The organism is Streptacidiphilus jeojiensis (assembly GCF_042510965.1).
GTDB classification, from domain to species: Bacteria; Actinomycetota; Actinomycetes; order Streptomycetales; family Streptomycetaceae; genus Streptacidiphilus; species Streptacidiphilus jeojiensis.
This window is the reverse complement of record NZ_JBEUKS010000003.1, coordinates 186,258-201,736: the sequence shown is the minus strand read 5'-3', so window position 1 is coordinate 201,736 and position 15,479 is coordinate 186,258. Positions and strand designations below refer to the sequence as shown.

Annotated in this window: 15 protein-coding genes and 1 riboswitch; of the genes, 10 read left to right on the top strand and 5 right to left on the bottom strand. The window is 71.1% G+C overall.

From position 1 onward, the window contains the following. Positions 1-60: 60 nt before the first annotated feature. The gene (locus tag ABUW04_RS09965) at positions 61-1,494 is read right to left on the bottom strand and encodes an aldehyde dehydrogenase (protein WP_380564141.1); all 1,434 of its coding nucleotides are present in this window, start codon (positions 1,492-1,494) and stop codon (positions 61-63) included. 68 nt (positions 1,495-1,562) lie between these two features. After that, positions 1,563-2,678 (bottom strand): oxygenase MpaB family protein, encoded by a 1,116-nt coding sequence (locus ABUW04_RS09960; RefSeq protein WP_380564140.1) that lies wholly within the window; start codon positions 2,676-2,678, stop codon positions 1,563-1,565. A gap of 67 nt (positions 2,679-2,745) precedes the next feature. Here ABUW04_RS09960 and ABUW04_RS09955 point away from each other — a divergent pair, with 67 nt between their 5' ends. From ABUW04_RS09955 to ABUW04_RS09935, 5 genes are all read left to right on the top strand, one after another. Continuing rightward, positions 2,746-3,465, top strand: coding sequence for a TetR/AcrR family transcriptional regulator C-terminal domain-containing protein (locus ABUW04_RS09955; protein WP_380564138.1), 720 nt, complete (start codon positions 2,746-2,748; stop codon positions 3,463-3,465). A 133-nt stretch (positions 3,466-3,598) separates the two neighbouring features. After that, on the top strand, positions 3,599-4,321 hold the full coding sequence (locus ABUW04_RS09950; protein ID WP_380564136.1) for a glucose 1-dehydrogenase: 723 nt from the start codon (positions 3,599-3,601) through the stop codon (positions 4,319-4,321). 43 nt (positions 4,322-4,364) lie between these two features. Further along, on the top strand, positions 4,365-5,177 hold the full coding sequence (locus ABUW04_RS09945; protein WP_380564135.1) for an alpha/beta fold hydrolase: 813 nt from the start codon (positions 4,365-4,367) through the stop codon (positions 5,175-5,177). Positions 5,178-5,272: 95 nt separating this feature from the next. Continuing rightward, a complete protein-coding gene (locus ABUW04_RS09940; protein ID WP_380564133.1) occupies positions 5,273-6,226 on the top strand; it encodes an alpha/beta hydrolase in 954 nt (317 codons plus the stop codon). Between the two features lie 53 nt (positions 6,227-6,279). Next, positions 6,280-6,346: riboswitch (guanidine-III (ykkC-III) riboswitch) on the top strand. A gap of 17 nt (positions 6,347-6,363) precedes the next feature. After that, positions 6,364-6,624, top strand: a complete 261-nt coding sequence (locus ABUW04_RS09935) for a CBU_0592 family membrane protein (protein WP_380564132.1) — start codon at positions 6,364-6,366, stop codon at positions 6,622-6,624. Between the two features lie 68 nt (positions 6,625-6,692). Here the strand turns inward: ABUW04_RS09935 and ABUW04_RS09930 are convergent, their stop codons facing one another. Together ABUW04_RS09930 and ABUW04_RS09925 are read right to left on the bottom strand one after the other, a co-directional pair. Then, a complete protein-coding gene (locus ABUW04_RS09930) occupies positions 6,693-7,292 on the bottom strand; it encodes an AAA family ATPase (protein ID WP_380564130.1) in 600 nt (199 codons plus the stop codon). A gap of 93 nt (positions 7,293-7,385) precedes the next feature. Next, positions 7,386-7,778 carry a MerR family transcriptional regulator gene (locus ABUW04_RS09925; RefSeq protein WP_380564128.1) on the bottom strand — a complete coding sequence of 131 codons (393 nt, stop codon included), beginning with the start codon at positions 7,776-7,778 and terminating at the stop codon, positions 7,386-7,388. Positions 7,779-7,865: 87 nt separating this feature from the next. Between ABUW04_RS09925 and ABUW04_RS09920 the strand changes: the two genes are divergently transcribed. The 4 genes from ABUW04_RS09920 to ABUW04_RS09905 all read left to right on the top strand — a co-directional run bounded on the left by ABUW04_RS09920 (position 7,866) and on the right by ABUW04_RS09905 (position 13,701). After that, positions 7,866-8,594 carry a 3-keto-5-aminohexanoate cleavage protein gene (locus ABUW04_RS09920; RefSeq protein WP_380564126.1) on the top strand — a complete coding sequence of 243 codons (729 nt, stop codon included), beginning with the start codon at positions 7,866-7,868 and terminating at the stop codon, positions 8,592-8,594. Positions 8,595-8,782: 188 nt separating this feature from the next. Then, complete coding sequence (locus tag ABUW04_RS09915) at positions 8,783-12,346, top strand: protein kinase domain-containing protein (protein ID WP_380564125.1); 3,564 nt, start codon at positions 8,783-8,785, stop codon at positions 12,344-12,346. A gap of 132 nt (positions 12,347-12,478) precedes the next feature. Further along, complete coding sequence (locus tag ABUW04_RS09910) at positions 12,479-13,060, top strand: RNA polymerase sigma factor (protein WP_380564123.1); 582 nt, start codon at positions 12,479-12,481, stop codon at positions 13,058-13,060. After that, on the top strand, positions 13,057-13,701 hold the full coding sequence (locus ABUW04_RS09905) for a hypothetical protein (RefSeq protein ID WP_380564122.1): 645 nt from the start codon (positions 13,057-13,059) through the stop codon (positions 13,699-13,701). Before ABUW04_RS09910 ends, ABUW04_RS09905 begins: the two co-directional genes overlap by 4 nt. A gap of 67 nt (positions 13,702-13,768) precedes the next feature. Here ABUW04_RS09905 and ABUW04_RS09900 read toward each other — a convergent pair whose 3' ends face one another. After that, positions 13,769-14,617, bottom strand: coding sequence for a LysR family transcriptional regulator (locus tag ABUW04_RS09900; RefSeq protein WP_380564120.1), 849 nt, complete (start codon positions 14,615-14,617; stop codon positions 13,769-13,771). 95 nt (positions 14,618-14,712) lie between these two features. Here ABUW04_RS09900 and ABUW04_RS09895 point away from each other — a divergent pair, with 95 nt between their 5' ends. Beyond that, positions 14,713-15,444, top strand: coding sequence for an SDR family NAD(P)-dependent oxidoreductase (locus ABUW04_RS09895; protein WP_380564119.1), 732 nt, complete (start codon positions 14,713-14,715; stop codon positions 15,442-15,444). Positions 15,445-15,479: the final 35 nt, after the last annotated feature.

Here is a 15,479-nt window from a genome sequence, read left to right as displayed (position 1 = left end):
CCGCGATGCGCGGCGAGGACTCGATGGGGTGGCGGGAGGCTCGCGGGTCGGCCGGTCCGGTCACTGCTTCCTGGGGATGCTCTTGTGCTCCAGGTAGGCGTCCAGGCCCTCGGGGCCCAACTCGCGTCCGATGCCGCTGTTCTTGTAGCCGCCGAACGGGGTGGCCGGGTCGACGCTGTACAGGTTCACCCCGCAGGAGCCGGTGCGGATGCGGCGGGCCACCTCGACGCCGTGCTGCGGGTCGGCGGTCCAGACCGAGCCGGCCAGCCCGTACTCGCTGTCGTTGGCGATACGGACGGCGTCCTCCTCGTCGTCGTAGGCGATCAGGGTGAGGACCGGACCGAAGATCTCCTCGCGGGCGATGCGCATGCCGTTGTCGACGTCGGCGAAGACCGTCGGCGCGACGTACCACCCGCGATCGAGCGGTCGGCTGAGGCCGCCGACCAGCACCTTCGCCCCCTCCTCCTGGCCCAGGCGGATGTAGCCCTCGACCCGCTCGCGGTGGCCGCGCGAGGCCAGCGGGCCGATCAGCGTGTCGGCCGCGGAGGGGTCGCCGACCTTGAGGGCGCCGACCATGTCGGCCACGGCGCCGGCGAACTCGTCGTAGCGGGAACGGGGCAGCAGGATGCGGGTCTGCGCTGCGCAGACCTGTCCGCTGTTGGCCAGGGAGGCGCCCATGAGCCCCCCGACGGCAGCCGGCAGGTCCGCGTCCTCCAGGAAGACCGCTGCTGACTTGCCCCCCAGTTCCAGGGTCACCCGTTTGAGGCTGCGGCCGCAGACCTCGGCGATCCGGCGTCCGGCCGCGGTGGAGCCGGTGAAGGACACCTTGTCGACGCCGGGGTGGGCGACCAGGTGCGCGCCGACCTCCCGTCCCGCAGGGACGATGTTGACCACCCCGGCCGGGACGCCGGCCTCGGTGAGCCACTCGGCAAGCAGCACGGAGTCGAGCGGGGTCTCCGGGGACGGCTTGACCACGACCGTGCAGCCGGCGATCAGCGCCGGGGCGAGTTTGAGCATCAGCGCGAACTGGGGCACGTTCCACGGCACGACGGCCGCGACCACGCCCACCGGCTCGCGCACGACGGTCACCGGCCCCTGCAGTCCCTGGCGCTCCTCCTCCCACGGGTAGGAGGCGGCGAGGTCGACGTAGTACTGCAACACCATCTGGGGCATGAAGGCCTGGGCACCGAGCGAGAACCAGGCCGGGGATCCCATCTCGGCGGTGACCAGTTCGGCCATGGTCTGCACACGCTCGGCGTACAGCGCCGACAGCCGGCCCAGGACCGCCGCGCGCTCGGTGGGGCTCATCCGCGGCCACGGGCCGTGGTCGAACGCCTCGCGTGCGGCCGCCACCGCCCTGTCGATGTCGCCGCTGGTGCCCTCGGGCACCTGGCCTATCCGCTCCTCGGTGTGCGGGGACACGACGTCGATCGTGCCGGTTCCGGCGGGTTCGACCCAGGTGCCGCCGATGAAGAGCTTGCCGCTTCCGTACATGGAGTTCCTCCGAAGCATGGTGGGGTGCTGGATACTGAGCCCTGGTCAGCTCCTGTGCGCGCGTGGGCTCAGCGCGCGGCCCTGGCCTGCGCCCTGGCAGCGGCCTTGGCCTTCTTGACCTGCTCGCGGGCGCTCCTGATCAGCGTCACGCCGTCCGGCCCCCACATCAGTCGCATGAAGTGGCGTTCGACGGGCCCGCGCTGGAAGAGCCAGATCAGCGGCATCGACAGCTTGGTGCGGCGCACGGCGCGCCGGGACTGCTCCGGTGTCATCCCCATCCAGGCGCGCAACTGCTCGGAGCCCACCGCGCCGACCCACATCCGGAACAGCGTGTGGTTGATCGGGCCGTTGTAACGCGCGACCGCGCGCTGCGACTTGTGGTAGTTCTTCCGGAGGTTCTCGAAGTACAGCAGGTTGATGTTCTCGCCGGTCTCGGGGATCACGGCCATGGTGGCCGTGGGCCCGAACAGGTGGCCGTATTTCACGTACAACGCGTCGAGCTCGGCGATCGAGGTGGGGATCTCCTCCTCGTCGGCCCCCACGAGGCGGCAGTAGGCCGCGGCCTCGGCCATGAACTGGTCGCGCTCGTGCGGCGGGAGCCTGTGCGGCGGCCGACCGTCCCTGAAGGCCAGCCCCTCGTAGGCCCACAGCATGGAGTGCATCTCGGTCAGGGCCGCCCACATCGCCTCGCGGGGCCCGGCCGCCGCGTAGCCGCCGAGTTCCGGGTCGCCGACGTCGATGACCTCACCGGCGACCTTCTGGTGGATGTTGCGCAGGTGCTTGGCCATGCGCTCGGCGGTCTCGGTGTCCCCCAGCCACATCGGTGCGTGCATGCCGGAGTTCCGCTGAGTGCGCTCGAACATGCCGAAGTGGTTCAGTTCGCCCTTGCGCGCGGCGCGCGAGATGGGGTCGTGGTCGCGCACGCCGGCCAGGATGGGCCGGTAGGAGGACTGGATCGCGCTCTGCGCCGGGTACTGGAAGACGATCGTCGCGGGGTGCAGCATCACCTTCCACACGATGGACTCCGGCCCGAAGAGTCCGTAGTCCGGCGAACCGTCCTCGCGAACGGACGCGCCTGCCGGAACCGGCTCGCCGAACCGCCGCCAGCGCCGTTCGGTGCCTGCGACCTGCTCCTTCGTGATCACATTGCTCGTGGGCCCGCGAAGCCCGGAAGTGGTGGCCATGGCCGGCTGCCTCCTTGCTGCCAAGTTAAATCCCGACCGGGATTTACGTCACTGTAAGATGGGTTTCATGAGCCGTCAACAGTCGTCGGCGGGTTCCGCACCCGCCGGCTCCGCCGCATCACAGACGCCGCCCGCGCGCAGGGGAAGGGGCAACAGCGTCGGACTCGGCCCGAAGCAGATCGTGGATGCGGCTCGCACCCTCCCGCCGGAGCGGCTGACCATGCAGGCGGTGGCCAACCTCCTCGGCGTGGACCGCAAGGCGATCCACAACCACGTCCCCGACCGCGAGGCACTGGCCACGCTCGTGGCACTCGACGCGCTCGCCGCCAACTCGACGGACGTACAGATCCCCGACGACGCGGACTGGCAGACCGCCAGCCGGATCTACGCCTACGGCCTGGTCGACGGCGTCATCGCGGTGGGCGGCCTCGCCCGCCACCTCTCCCAGGGCTCACCGCTGACCGCGCAGACCCTGGACGGCACGGAGGCCGTACTCGCGCGCCTCATCGAGGCGGGCTTCGACCAGGCGACGGCCCAGCGCTACATGGCGGCCCTGACGAACATCTGCCTGGCGTTCGCCCGCGACGTGATCGACGCCGCCCAGGAAGGGACTGCCACCCGCCTGCACTACCTCCAGGCAGCCCTGGCCGAGCGGGACGCCGACCACTTCCCGCACCTGTCCCGCATCGCCAGGCAGCCGGAAGACACCTACGACAGGCAGCAGTTGGAGTTCACCCTCGACATTTTCCTGGCGGGCGCAGCAGCAGCCGACCCCGATCCCCGCTGACGCCGACCGTTCCATTTGACGGTCCAGTGGACCCCGCCTAGCCTGGGATAAATCCCGACCGGGATTTAGTTGCGTGATCGGCGGGACAAGCCGGCCACACCGGGCAGGCCAGTAGGACGGGAAGGAACGCATCATGGCTCGACTCGACGGCAAAGTGGCGGTCATCACCGGCGGGGCACGCGGTATGGGGGCGGAACACGCGCGTCGCTTCGTCGCCGAAGGAGCAAGCGTCGTGATCTCCGACGTCCTCAAGGACGACGGCGCCGCGCTCGCCGACGAGCTCGGCGCCAAGGCACTCTTCCTGGCCCACGACGTCACCGACGGGTCCCGCTGGGACGAAGTCGTTCGCGAGGCCGAGGAGGCCTTCGGGCCGGTCGACGTCCTGGTCAACAACGCCGGCATCTCCAGCGGCTCCGGTCTCGAAGGCACGGACGAGGAGCACTTCCGCCGCATCATCGACGTCAACCAGGTGTCGGTGTTCCTGGGCATGAAGGCCGTCCTGCCCAGCATGCGCAGGGCAGCAGGCGGCTCCATCATCAATGTCTCCTCCACCTCGGGGCTGGTCGGCTCCCAGGCGTTCGCGTACACGGCCTCCAAGTTCGCCGTCCGCGGCATGACCAAAGCAGCCGCGATCGAACTGGGGCCGATGGGCATCCGCGTCAACTCGGTACACCCCGGCTACATCCGCACTCCCATGATCACCGGCCTGCCGGACCGCCTCCCGGCGGCGACCCCGCTGGGGCGGGCAGCCGATCCCTCCGAGGTGTCGAACCTGGTGTTGTACCTGGCCTCCGACGAATCCAGCTTCTCCACCGGCTCCGAATTCGTGGTCGACGGGGGCTTCACGGCCCAGTGAGTGCAGGATGGACGGGTAGTTCCGGTTGCTGAGGGGGTGCCACATGGCCTGGTCCGAACGCGTCGTGGTCCGAGACGGTGTACGACTCGTCTGCCGCGACTGGGGTGGTGACGGGCCGCCGGTCCTGATGCTGCACGGGTTGGCGGGTCATGCGGGCGAGTGGGACCGACTGGCCGAGGGGCTCGGCGGACAGCACCGGATCGTCGCCCTGGACCAGCGCGGGCACGGGGCCAGTGAGCGCCGCCCGAGGGAGGTCACCCGCGCGGCCTGTACAGCCGACGTGATCGCGGTGATCGATCAACTCGACCTGGAGAAGGTGGTTCTGGCCGGCCAGTCGCTCGGCGGCCACACCGCGATGCTCGCCGCTGCCGCCGCACCGGACCGGGTGCGCGGACTGGTACTGGTCGAGTCCGGAGCGGGTGGTCCGAGCACCGATGCCGCAAGCCATATCGGCAATTGGCTGGACTCGTGGCAACTCCCCTTCAAAACAAGGGATTCGGCCGTCCAGTTCCTGGGCGGCGGAGCCATCGGCGAGGGCTGGGCCGCCGGGCTGGAGCAGCGGGACGACGGCTGGTGGCCGCGCTTCGACCGGGACATGATGGTCGACTCGATTGCGGAGCTGGATGAACGGGACTTCTGGGCAGAGTGGGAAGGCGTCACCTGTCCGACCCTGCTCGTGCTGGCCCAACACAGTTTCATCCCGCTGGACGAAGTCGACGGCATGCTCCGACGCAGGCCGGAGACCACTGCCGTGAGCATCCCGGGTACCCGCCACGACCTGCACCTTCAACAACCGGACGTGCTGCTCGACCGAGTGTCGGACTTCCTGAGCCGGCTCGACCACGCCGGCGGATGAACGCGTCGTGGCCGTTCGGCCACCTCGGCGATGTCCAGCAGGTCCAAGAGACCGCTCCTTGACTTGAACCTCGCTTCAAGTCGGAGCATGAACCCATGACCGACACGACAGCACCACTCGGCTCCCCGCACCCGCAGGTCCAGGCCTACCTGGACCGCCTGGCCGCCGCGAACATCGGCGAGCTGCACACCTTCACCCCCGAACAGGTACGCCAGGGCTGGCGTCGCCAGATCGCCCTCCTGGGCGAGCCGGAACCCGTTGCGGCGGTCGAGAACCGACGGATCGTCACCACGGCCGGTCCGATCCCGGTGCGCATCTACACTCCCGGCGGCACCGGCCCCTTCCCCGTGCTGGTGTACTTCCACGGCGGCGGTTTCGTCATGGGCGACCTGGACACCCACGACGGCCTGTGCCGCGGCCTGACCAACGGCGCGACCTGCGTCGTGGTCTCGGTGGACTACCCCCTGGCCCCCGAGCACAGGTTCCCCGCCGCTCCCGAGGCCTGTCTCGCCGCCACGGAATGGGTCGCCGAACACGCCGGCGACCTCGGAGCGGACCCCGCACGGATCGCCGTCGGCGGCGACAGCGCGGGCGGGAACCTGGCGGCCGTCGTCGCACGGCTCGCACACGACAACGGTGGACCGGCACTGGTCCTCCAACTGCTGATCTACCCGGACCTCGACTTCCGCAGGACCAGCCACAGCATCCAGGCCTTCGCAGGGAGGTACGGCAACGTCAGCCGCGCCGCCCAGCACTGGTTCATGGACCACTACCTCACGGACGGACAGCAGAAGCTGGACCCCCGCGTCTCCCCGCTGCTGGCACCCGACCTGACCGGTCTACCGCCGGCACTGATCATCACCGCCGAATTCGACGCACTGCGCGACGAAGGCGAGGAGTACGGACAGCGCCTGGAGAAGGCCGGCGTCCCGGCGGCGGTCTCCCGATACCCGGGGATGATCCACGAGTTCGTCCGCCACCCCTTCGACGACAGCGCAAAAGCCCGCCAGGAGGCAGCCCTCGCACTGGCGACGGCGTTCACCCATTGACAGCAGGCCGGGCCCCGCCAAGCCACCGTCCCACCGTGTGCGAACATGGAGGTGGTGGGCAGGGATGACGCCCGCTTCCGGACGAGGTGCGCCGTACCCGGTGGGACAAGACGACGCTTCGTAGGAGGCGTGCCGTCATGAACGAGCAGTTGGTGCAGATCCTCGGGTCGGTGCTGGTACTGATCCCCTTCGCGCTGGCCCAGGCCCGGCGGGTGGACCCGAGTTCGCTCAGCTATCTGCTGCTTAACCTGCTGGGGTCGGGCCTGCTGGCAGTCGACGCCGCGGTGACGCGGCAGTGGGGGTTCCTGCTGCTGGAGGGCGTCTGGGCGGTGGTCTCCCTGGCCGCGCTCAGCCGCAGGCCGGCCAACCGCCGAACGTCCCGAACCGCCGGCCGCTAAGCGGTGCTGATGGTGGACCCGATGGCCTCCGTGATCGCGAGAGGGATTGCTCGCAGGTTCGGGGACTGTCAGGGCCGCGGTGGCAGCGCGGCGTTCGCCTGTCCGGCAGGTCCTGCGTGTACCTGCGCGCCGATCCAGGCGGCGACGGCGGACATGTCCACGGGCACGCTGGTGTCCACGCACAGCAGTGGCCCCACCGCGAGTGGTCGGGCCAGTTCGCGCCAGCTCTCCCACTCGGCGTCACCGGGGAGCTCCCCGTGGATGGGGTGCCGCGGCAGGCGCGCTGCGCACCGGTGCCGGGCCGTCTCCATCGGCACTTCGCACCAGACTTCCACCGGCAGCGCATGCCTGGCCGTGCTCAGGCCCTGCAGCACCAGGTCCCGGACATCCGCACGCCAGCTCGACTCCAGGACCGCTCCCGCCGGAGCGTGCGCGAGCAACGCCCACATGGTCTGGCTGGCGGCCGCCCCGACGGCGGAGTTCCACTGCCGCTGGGAGTACCCGATCGCATGGCTGCCCAGGATGTCCGCGTGCACTTCCTTGATCACGTCCTTGCTGAACAGCGGAAGCCCCAGCACCCGGGACAGCTCGGTGCTCAGGGTCGTCTTCCCCGCCCCCGGCAGCCCATTGACCAACACCGCCACGGCAGCACTCTCAACGACGGTCATCGAGTCCCCTTGCCTCGCCGGGTCGGTCATGCTTCGCCCTCTCGGGGGCCGCATGGGGTAGGACGCTGGCAGTCACGTCCCTCTGAGTTGGTGTCAGGCAGCCGGGGCGTCGGAGATGGCCTGCTTGAACTCGGGGCACTCGACCAGGGGGGAGCGGGTGCAGACGGCGGCGTGGCGCAGACTGGCGCGCATCCGGGTGAGCCGGTCGATCTCGGCGTCCAACTGCTCGGCCTTGGCCGCCAAGTGGAGGCGCAGTTCGGTGTCGTCGGGGGTCGCGGTCACGAACCGGGCGATCTCGGCGAGGGTGAAACCCGAGGCACGGGCACACGCGACCAGGGACAGGCGCACCAGCACCTCGGACCGGAAAGTACGGCGCAGTCCGTTGCGGCCCTCGGAGGCGATCAGCCCCCGCCGCTCGTAGTACCGCAACGCCGACGGTGCCAGCCCGGACCGTTCGGCCACCTCGGCGATATCCAGCAGAGCCATGAAACGCTCCTTGACTTGAATCTCGCTTCAAGTCGGAGCATAGACCCATGACGTCTGGCACGAGTGCTGTCTGGCACGATCGTGGGCATGCTGCAGGTCTGCCTGAACGGGGCGCGGACCCCCGACGAGTGCTGCTCTCTTCCGGTGTCGCCCGAACAGTTGGCACGGGAGGCGGCCGCGGCGGTGGCCGCCGGGGCTGAAGACGTCCACCTCCATCCCAAGGGCGTCGACGGCGTCGACTCCTTGGAGCCCGAACCGGTGGCGCGGGCCGTCGCGGCGGTGCGCGCTGCCGTGCCGGCCGGGGTGAAGGTCGGGGTCACCACCGGGGCCTGGGCGGTGCCGGACCCCGAGCGCCGTGCGGGGCTCATCCGTTCCTGGACGGTCCTGCCCGACCACGCGTCGGTGAACTGGCACGAGGAAGGCGCCGAAGTGGTCGCGGAGGTGCTGCTGGCGCGCGGCGTGGGGGTCGAGGCGGGGATCTATTCCAACGGCGGCGCGGCCCACCGGTTCCGCGCCTCGGGGTTGTCGCATCGTGTGCTGCGCGTGCTCGCCGAGGTCACCGACACCGATCCGGTCACCGCGGCGGCCACGGCCGTATCGCTCATCGACCTCCTGGGGCCGGGGCTGCCGGCTCCGATCCTGCTGCACGGGGAGGACGGCGGAGCCTGGCCGGTGCTGCGGGTCGCGGCCCGGCTGGGCCTGGACACCCGGATCGGCCTGGAGGACACCCTGGTGCTGCCGGACGGCTCGACCCCGGAGGGCAATGCCGCTCTGGTACGGGCCGCGAAGAGCGTCCTGCGCCCACGCGGAGCCTGAGCGCGGGCGGGACAACCTGATCGTCCAGGGCGGCGCCCCACCCGCACCTCGCTGCGCGTTCACAGGTTCGCGCCGGAACCATCTACGACGTGAACTCGTCAGAATGGGGCAGGACCGGAACGGATCAAGCGCGACGGATGTGGGGCTGCGACATGGGGGAACCTCTACTCCCAGGGGATCCTCGGCAGTTGGGGGACTTCTATCTCGACGCCAGACTCGGCGCAGGTGGCCAGGGGGCTGTGTACGAGGGCTACGGCCCCGACGGCCGGCGCGTCGCCGTCAAGGTCCTTCACGACGTGGACCCCGCGAGCCGGGGGATGCTGCGCCGGGAACTGCGTGCCTGGCAGCGTGTCGAGCCGTTCTGCACGGCGCGGCTGCTGTACACCGACCTCGCCGGGCCGATCCCCTTCGTCGTCAGCGAGTACGTGGCCGGCCCCAATCTTCGGCAGGCGATCCGCGCCGCCGGACCGCACGCACCGCAGGAGCTGCGACGGCTGGCCGTCGGCATGGCGGCGGCGCTGGTGGCCGTCCACCGCGCAGGGGTGGTGCACCGGGATCTGAAGCCCGAGAACATCCTGCTCGGCCCCGACGGCCCGCGTGTGATCGACTTCGGTATCGCCCGGGTCGTGGAGGGCACGGCCACCTCCGGCCTGCCCATGGGCACCCTGCGCTACATGCCGCCCGAGCGGTACCGGGGGGCGCCCGGGGACGGCAAGGTCGACGTATGGGGCTGGGGCGCGCTCGTGCTGTTCGCCGCGACGGGCCAGGACGCCTTCGGCGGCGAGAACATGGCGGAGATCGCCTACCGGGTCGCCACTCACCGGCCCGACGTCTCCGGCCTCGACGAACCGCTCCGCTCGCTGGTCCGGGCCGCGCTCTCGCAGGAGCCGGACCAGCGGCCCAGCGCCGAGCAGTTGCTGCTGACCCTGGTCGGCCGCGCGGACCTGGCCTCGGCGGTCCGGGAGGCCGGCGCGGGCGGCTCGTTCAAGGACACTCCGGGCGATTCCGCCGGCCCCTCCCGCGGCGAGGTCGCGGAAGCCGTCTTCTCCAGGCTGAACGCCGTCGCCCAGGACGCCGTCCCCGGTGTGATGCTGCGTCTGGTCGCAGCCGGGGAGCGCGCCGAGGACACCCTGCGTTCGGCGCACCGGAACGAGTTCTCCGACGGCCGGACCCCCGAGCACGTCCTGGACTGGGTGCTGCGCGCCTTCACCGACGCCGGGATCCTGGTCTGGCAGGGCTACACCGCCACGCTCTCCTCCGCCGCCCTGCTGCGGTCCTGGCCGCGTCTGCACGACTGGGTGGAAGCCGAGCGTTCGGGCCTGAGCACCCATCAGCGACTGACGGAGGGGGCCAGGACCTGGGCGGAGCACGGCCGCCGCAGGAACGACCTGGTCCAGGGGAGCACGCTGGACCGCATGCGCGACTGGGCCGCGACCGGGCGCCGCCACCTCGCTCTGAACCTGGCGGAGCAGGCCTTTCTGGAGGCCGCCGCGGAGCTGGGCCGCCGGCGCGGTCGGCTGCGCATGCTGGTCAGCGCCGTCCTCGCCTTTCTGCTGGTCGTCGCGGTCGCCGGCGCGGCGGTCGCGTTCGACCAGTGGCGGACCACCGTCGCCCAGCGCGACCAGGCCGCCTCCGCACAGGTGGCCGGCCTCGCGCTGTCGCTGCGTGTCACCGACCCCCAGCTCGCCCGGCGCCTGGCGGTCGCCGCCGAGCAGTTGGGCGGGACACCGCAGGCCTGGTCGGCCCTGCTCGCCGTGCGCTACGAACTGGAGCACGACGCCTTCAAGTTGGAGGCGCCGACGATCGCCGGCGCGGACGACCTCGACGGCACCGGGCAGACGTTCGCCGCGGCCGAAGGGGACCGCGTGGACTTCTGGGACGTCCGGACCCGCGCCAGGATCAGCAGCTACACCGCACCCGCGAAGGTCCGGAACGTCATCCTGTCCGCCGACGGCACAGTGGCCGCCGTGGTCAGCGACGACGGCTTGGTCCGATTCATCCGGGTGGCCGCCGTCAGAAACGGCATCACGGCGGAGGTCGCGCCCGCGCTGAGCATCACGAAGAGCGCGGAAGGGGACTGGCCCTGGCTGATGCTCAGCCCGCACGGCAACTTCCTGGTCATCGAGCCGAACGACATCAAGGCCACGATGACCGTACGGAACATCCACACCGCACGCACTGTCGCGAGTCTCCCTGCCGGTGCCACGATTCCCATCTCGGAGACATCGTTCTCGCCGGACGAGCGCGTCCTCTCGCTGCCGGTCCCGAGCGGCGGTCAACCGTTCACCTGGATCGACCTCCTCGCCAACAGGCGCCTCCCCGTACCCGACATGAACCTCCAGGCGGCTGGCTCAACCGGTGCGGTGGCGTTCAGTCCTGACGGCAAGTCAGCAGCTGTGGCCACCCTCGGCAACACCGTCAGCCTCTTCGCCCGGACCCGGGACGGCGCTTCCGGCACCCTCACCGGCGCCGACCAGTACTCGCCCTACCCGCTCTCCTTCAGCCACAACAGCCGGTTCCTGACGCAGGGTGGAACGGTCTGGAACACCGATCCCACCACGCCGAAACTCGATCCGGTCCTGACCTACACCACCAACCAGAACGACTGCTACACCGGCACGTTCTTCCGCTTCGCGGCCGACGACAGGACGTTGGAGTGCGTGGGACTCGACGGATTCGTCCGGTCCCTCGATGTCAGCGCCGCCACCGGACAACCCGTCTGGGACGTCGACAACGACGTCGACCAGGCCGCGGTGAGCCCGGACCGCTCCACCTTTGCGCTCCTGCACCAGAACAGGCTGGAGATCTGGTCGGCACAGTCGCGGACCAGACGTTTCAGCGTGGAGACGCTGGCGCAGACCGCTACCACCTCCACGACGCCGGACCAGATCCAACTCAGCCGGGACGGCCGGCTGGTGGCGGTGCTGCGCGGCACCACCGTCGAGGTCTGGGACCCGTCCAAGCAGGGGGGCGCGCTCCTCGGCACCTTCCCGCTCCTCGACCCGGCCCGACGCAGCGGGGCGGTGACGTCGCTCGCCTTCTCCCCCGACGGCAGCTCACTCGCGGCCTTCGTCACCATGAAGGACGGGACCGACACGCTCGCCTTCTGGAACCTGCACACGATGAAGCAGATCCGCTCGACGAGCGCACACCTCGGCTATCCCGACTACCCGGGATCGCTGCTCTTCGCTCCCGACGGTCGATCCGTCATCGCGCCCGCATTCGGGAGGGTCTCCTTCCCCTCCGGGCAGACCCTTCTCCCCGGCTCCCCGGACACGCACTTCGACGCGCTCAGCGACGACGGAACGACCCTCTACACCTTTCCGCGCGCCTCCCGGCCGTCCCTGCAGACCTGGAATGCGACGACCCTGCGTCCGCAGGGGAACGAGCTGTACACAGGAACGGCGAGCGAGCCTTCGTTCGATCCGGCCGGGGACACCGCCGTCTCCCCCGACGGCCGCCTGCTGGCCGCGGTGCAGCAGCAGGGCACCGACTTCCAGTTCGCCGTCTGGGACACCAGCAACCGGTCCCAGCTGGGAGTGGCGCTCACCGGACCCACCGGCGACATCGAAGCCGTCGCCTTCTCCCCGGACGGCTCGGCGCTGACCGCCGTGGACAAGTACGGCAGATTCTTCAGCTACCCGCTCGCCCCGGCCGCCCTCGCCCACTCGCTCTGCACCGAGGCCGGCCCGCTGACCAAGGCCGAATGGAAGACCTACATCCCCGACGTCCCCTACCGCCACGACTGCTGACGCTTGCCGCCTCCCGTGCGACCGCGGAAGCCGCGGACCCCTCCTCGAGGTGTTCCTCGACGATGTGACGCTTTCCGGCACCGGAGCCAAGAAGAGATGTAAGGCAGTACTCGTTCGTCGCAAGGAGCGTCCGTGCCCACGGAGCACCCGCCAGCCCCACCCGTGCGAGACCCGTCCGGGTTCGCCGAGTTCTACCGGCAGAACTTCGACACGATCCTCGGCTTCGTCACCCGGCGCACCGACAGCGTCCACCTGGCCGCCGATCTGACCGCCGACATCTTTCTGACCGCGCTGGAACAGGCGGACAGCTACGACGCCCGGCGGGGTGCGCCCGCCGCCTGGCTGTACGGCATCGCCCGCAACGTCCTGGCGGCGCATTTCCGCGGCAGCGCCCGGGAGCAGCAGGCCGTCTCCAGGATCGCCGGCCGCCGGATGCTGGTCGAGCAGGACATCGCCGCGATCGAGGCGCGCATCGACGCGGCCCGCACCGCCCGGCAGCTGGCCGGCCGGCACGCCGCCCTGTCCGAATCGCTGCGCGCGGTACTGGACCTGGTGGCCGTCGACGGGCTGTCCACCAGGGAGGCCGCCCAGGTGCTGGGCATCAGCACCGCCACCGCCCGGATGCGCCTGCACCGGGCCCGCAAGGCGCTGCGGAGCGCCACCCCGCCGGCCGACCCGTCGTCCCTGAGCACTCTCCTGGAGACCGCCTCGTGAACGCTCCCACGTACGCTCCCGTCAACTTCCAGCAGCAGCTCGGCGACGAGCTGACCGCCCGCGCCGCGGCCCTGCCCGCGCATGGCCCGGCCACCGTACGGCCGCGGCACACCCGCCGGATCGCGGCCACCTCGCTCGGGCTGGCCGCCGCCGTCACCGCGGTCGTCGTGGGCACCCACGCCGCCGGCGGCCCCGCTGCGCCGCCCCAGGCCGCGCCGGCCACCTCCCCGGCCGTGGGCAGCAGCCCGACGGCAGGGCTCGCCGACGTCGGTTACACGGTGACGGTCCGTCCCGGCGACATCGTCGCCCTCAGGATCATCGGCACCCAGCTGTCCGGACTCCAGGTGGCGCTGCGACGAGCGGGCCTGCCCGCTGTCGTGCTGTCCCCGTCGGCCTCGTGCCACACCAAGGTCACCCCGGTCGACACCGGCAGCCTCGGTGCGGTGATGTCGCTGGATCCGGACGACGGCCGCGTCGCGCTGCTCGACCCCGGCGCGATTCCGCACGGGGACACCCTGCTGGTCGTCGACGAGTCCCCGGCAGGCGCCGTCCACGGGTCGGTGGGGAGCCTGGCCTACCTACTGACCGAGCAGACGCCGACCTGCTTCCCCGCGTCGCAGGTCGACATCGGCGAAGGCTGATCCCACCGATCCACCACAGCCCCTCGGTCCCTCGGTCCCCCGTTGGGTGACGCGTCCGGACGCGGCGTCAGAGCCGCGTCGCGGTCCGGACGAGGTCGGCGACGGCCCGGGAGCGGCTGTGCGCCGGCCAGGCGATGACGGTGGTGACCTGCGGCGCGTCCAGCACCGGCACGGCGGCTAGGTCGCTGTGCAGTTGGGCCCGGCAGGACTCCGGTGAGACCGCGCAGGCCCGTCCGAGCGCGACCAGTTGCAACAGCTGCGCGTGGTCGCGGACCTGCGGGCCGGGGCCGGGCGGGTAGCTGCCGTCGGGGGCGGGCCAGCGCGGCAGGGGCAGGCCGGGCAGTCCGGTGACGTCGGCCAGGTGCACATGGGACCGGGCGGTGAGCGGATGCCCGGCCGGCAGCACCACCACCTGGCCCTCCGTGCCGAGCTCCTCGGTGTGGAACCCGGCGGTGGAGTCGAACGGCCGGTGCAGCAGCGCCACGTCGGCCCGGCCCTCGCGCAGCAGTCGCGCCTGCTCGGCCGGGCCGCACAGGATGACGTCGACCGGGACCGCGCCGGGTTCGGCGGCGTAGGCGTCGAGCAGTTTCGCCAGCAGTTCACTGGACGCGTTGGCCTTGGTGACCAGGACCAGCCCGGGACGGCCGGTCGCGGCAAGGGCGGCGCGCCGGGTCCGGCGCTCGGCGGCGTCGACCGCGTCCAGGGCGGCGCGGGCCTCGACCAGCAGCACCGAACCGGCCTCGGTCAGCGCGACGGTGCGGCTGGTCCGGTCCAGCAGCGCCACCCCGAGCCGGCGTTCAAGCTGCTGGATCGCCCGCGACAGCGGCGGCTGGGCGATCCCGAGCCGCTGCGCGGCGCGCCCGAAGTGCAGCTCTTCAGCGACGGCAACGAAGTAGCGCAGTTCCCGGGTCTCCATACAGCCACCGTACTGCGGATCAATACCCGGCAGGTATCGCCGCGCACCCGATCGGTGTTGGACCCCGGCCCGCACCCGGCGGCAGCATGGTCGTCATGAGCGAACGAACAATCGCGCTGGTCACCGGCGCGAACAAGGGAATCGGTTACGAGATCGCCGCGGGCCTGGGTGCCCTCGGCTGGCGTGTCGGCGTCGGCGCCCGCGACGACCGGCGCCGCGAGGCCGCCGTGGAGAAGCTGCGCGCGGCCGGCGTCGACGCGTTCGGTGTGCCGCTGGACGTGAGCGACGACGCGAGCGCGACCGCCGCAGCACGGCTGATCGAGGACCAGGCCGGACGCCTCGACGTGCTGGTCAACAACGCCGCCATCACCGGCGGGATGCCGCAGCAGCCCACCCAGGTCGAGCCCGCCACCATCCGCACGGTCATGGAGACCAACGTGATCGGCGTCATCCGGGTCACCAACGCCATGCTGCCGCTGCTGCGCCGCTCCGCCTCGCCGCGGATCGTGAACATGTCCAGCACCGTCGGCTCGCTGACCCGGCAGGCGGGAACCACCGCCGAGCAGACGGCCGGCCCGGTGGCGGTGGCGTACGCGCCGTCGAAGACGTTCCTGAACGCTGTCACCCTCCAGTACGCCCGGGAGCTGAGCGGTACCAACATCCTGATCAACCTCGCCTGCCCCGGCTACGTGGCCACCGACCTCAACGGCTTCCGCGGTGTGCGCACCCCCGGGCAGGGCGCGGCGATCGCCGTCAAGCTCGCGACCCTGCCCGACGACGGCCCCACCGGCCAGTTCTTCGACGACGCGGGCACAGTGCCCTGGTGATGCCTCGGAGCACCCGGCCCGACCGTCAGAACCGG

What these genes read in the sequence shown, in the direction of transcription:
- ABUW04_RS09965 (WP_380564141.1), bottom strand. Translation starts at nt 1,494, where the DNA reads ATGTACGGAAGCGGCAAGCTCTTCATCGGCGGCACCTGGGTCGAACCC.
- ABUW04_RS09960 (WP_380564140.1), bottom strand. Translation starts at nt 2,678, where the DNA reads ATGGCCACCACTTCCGGGCTTCGCGGGCCCACGAGCAATGTGATCACG.
- ABUW04_RS09955 (WP_380564138.1), top strand. Translation starts at nt 2,746, where the DNA reads ATGAGCCGTCAACAGTCGTCGGCGGGTTCCGCACCCGCCGGCTCCGCC.
- ABUW04_RS09950 (WP_380564136.1), top strand. Translation starts at nt 3,599, where the DNA reads ATGGCTCGACTCGACGGCAAAGTGGCGGTCATCACCGGCGGGGCACGC.
- ABUW04_RS09945 (WP_380564135.1), top strand. Translation starts at nt 4,365, where the DNA reads ATGGCCTGGTCCGAACGCGTCGTGGTCCGAGACGGTGTACGACTCGTC.
- ABUW04_RS09940 (WP_380564133.1), top strand. Translation starts at nt 5,273, where the DNA reads ATGACCGACACGACAGCACCACTCGGCTCCCCGCACCCGCAGGTCCAG.
- ABUW04_RS09935 (WP_380564132.1), top strand. Translation starts at nt 6,364, where the DNA reads ATGAACGAGCAGTTGGTGCAGATCCTCGGGTCGGTGCTGGTACTGATC.
- ABUW04_RS09930 (WP_380564130.1), bottom strand. Translation starts at nt 7,292, where the DNA reads ATGACCGTCGTTGAGAGTGCTGCCGTGGCGGTGTTGGTCAATGGGCTG.
- ABUW04_RS09925 (WP_380564128.1), bottom strand. Translation starts at nt 7,778, where the DNA reads ATGGCTCTGCTGGATATCGCCGAGGTGGCCGAACGGTCCGGGCTGGCA.
- ABUW04_RS09920 (WP_380564126.1), top strand. Translation starts at nt 7,866, where the DNA reads ATGCTGCAGGTCTGCCTGAACGGGGCGCGGACCCCCGACGAGTGCTGC.
- ABUW04_RS09900 (WP_380564120.1), bottom strand. Translation starts at nt 14,617, where the DNA reads ATGGAGACCCGGGAACTGCGCTACTTCGTTGCCGTCGCTGAAGAGCTG.
- ABUW04_RS09895 (WP_380564119.1), top strand. Translation starts at nt 14,713, where the DNA reads ATGAGCGAACGAACAATCGCGCTGGTCACCGGCGCGAACAAGGGAATC.